The sequence below is a fragment of the Shewanella sp. SM23 genome (assembly GCF_025654295.1).
GTDB lineage: Bacteria > Pseudomonadota > Gammaproteobacteria > Enterobacterales > Shewanellaceae > Shewanella > Shewanella oncorhynchi.
This window is the reverse complement of record NZ_JAKKRM010000047.1, coordinates 1-1321: the sequence shown is the minus strand read 5'-3', so window position 1 is coordinate 1321 and position 1321 is coordinate 1. Positions and strand designations below refer to the sequence as shown.

Below are 1321 nucleotides of genomic sequence, written 5' to 3'. Positions count from 1 at the left end.
CACCCATATATTCGGCCTGTTATTGAGGTATGCCTCTGGCCCTGATGGATATCTGCTTCTACTGTCCTTATCATCCTTGCGGCTTCATTATGAGCCTATGGCGAGCTAAGGTTTTCAGTAGATCAGTCTGACTGTCTCATCATCAAATCAATTGTCATAGCAACTTGCTGGTTGATTAATTATTAACGTTTATTGAATCTATTCAGCACTATACTGGAAGTCGATATTCTTCGTCATGCGCCGCGATAACCCATGCCATTCTCGCGAGCTTATTGGCGACGGCTACACAGGCTCGGTTAAAACCTCGGCGCTCTGCTAACTGGATTGCCCAGCAACTAAACTTATCTTGCTTATTCTGGCTGTGTTGCAACACCGCTCTGGCGCCGTGGATGAACAGGGTGCGTAAATACGCATTTCCCCGCTTGCTTATCCCAAGGAGGTTATCTTTACCTCCGCTGCTGTGTTGTTTGGGAACCAAGCCACACCAAGCTGAAAAGTGCCTGCCATTACTGAAATCTTTACCATCACCTGCGGCGGCATAAAAGGCGGTAGCGGTGACTGGACCAATGCCAGGGATAGTCTCTAAACGCTGGCAAATCACATTGTTTTTAGTTTCAGTAAGCACTTGTGCATCACAACTCTTAAGCCGTTTTTCTATATCACTAAATTCTTCATATAAGTGATAAAAAATGGCCCGACCTTTAGTGGTCAGCGCATTGGTTTCATCCGCTAAAATATCTGGGAACTGTACTTTAAAAGCCGATTTACTTTTGGCTATCACGATGCCGTATTCTGCTAACATGCCTCGCACTTGGTTGATTAACGCTGTGGATTGCTTAGTTAATCGTTCGCGCATTCGGTGGAGCAGTTGCACATCTTGCTGCTCGATACTTTTGGGTTTTACAAACCGCATGTTGGGCCGCTGCGCAGCCTCGGCAATGGCTAGCGCATCGTTGTAGTCATTTTTATTACCTTGCCTAAAAGGAACCACATACTGCGGGGCAATTAACTTAACTACGTGCCCAAATTGCTCGAATTCTCTGGCCCAATAACTCGCGCCGCCACACGCCTCCATAACGATAAGGCAAGGCTCAATTTTCGCGACAAAGGGCAGCAAGTCTTTGCGTCTAAGCATTTTCTTTTTGATTAACTTGCCCGCTTTATCGACGCCAACAGCATGAAAAACAGACTTTGCGATATCTAAACCGATTGTAGTAATCTTCATAGGTGGACCCGTCCTCTTTCTGATGAGTTTTAGCGACTACATCGTGGCCCATTGCGAGGCCGATTTAAAGTGGATGGGTCCATTCCATTATCCATG

General features: G+C 46.1%; 1 protein-coding gene. It reads right to left on the bottom strand.

Features of this window, described 5'->3' with window-relative positions; genetic code table 11:
• Positions 1 to 208: 208 nt before the first annotated feature.
• Positions 209 to 1225, bottom strand: a complete 1017-nt coding sequence (locus tag L5L98_RS22165) for an IS110 family transposase (RefSeq protein ID WP_263143571.1) — start codon at positions 1223 to 1225, stop codon at positions 209 to 211.
• Positions 1226 to 1321: the final 96 nt, after the last annotated feature.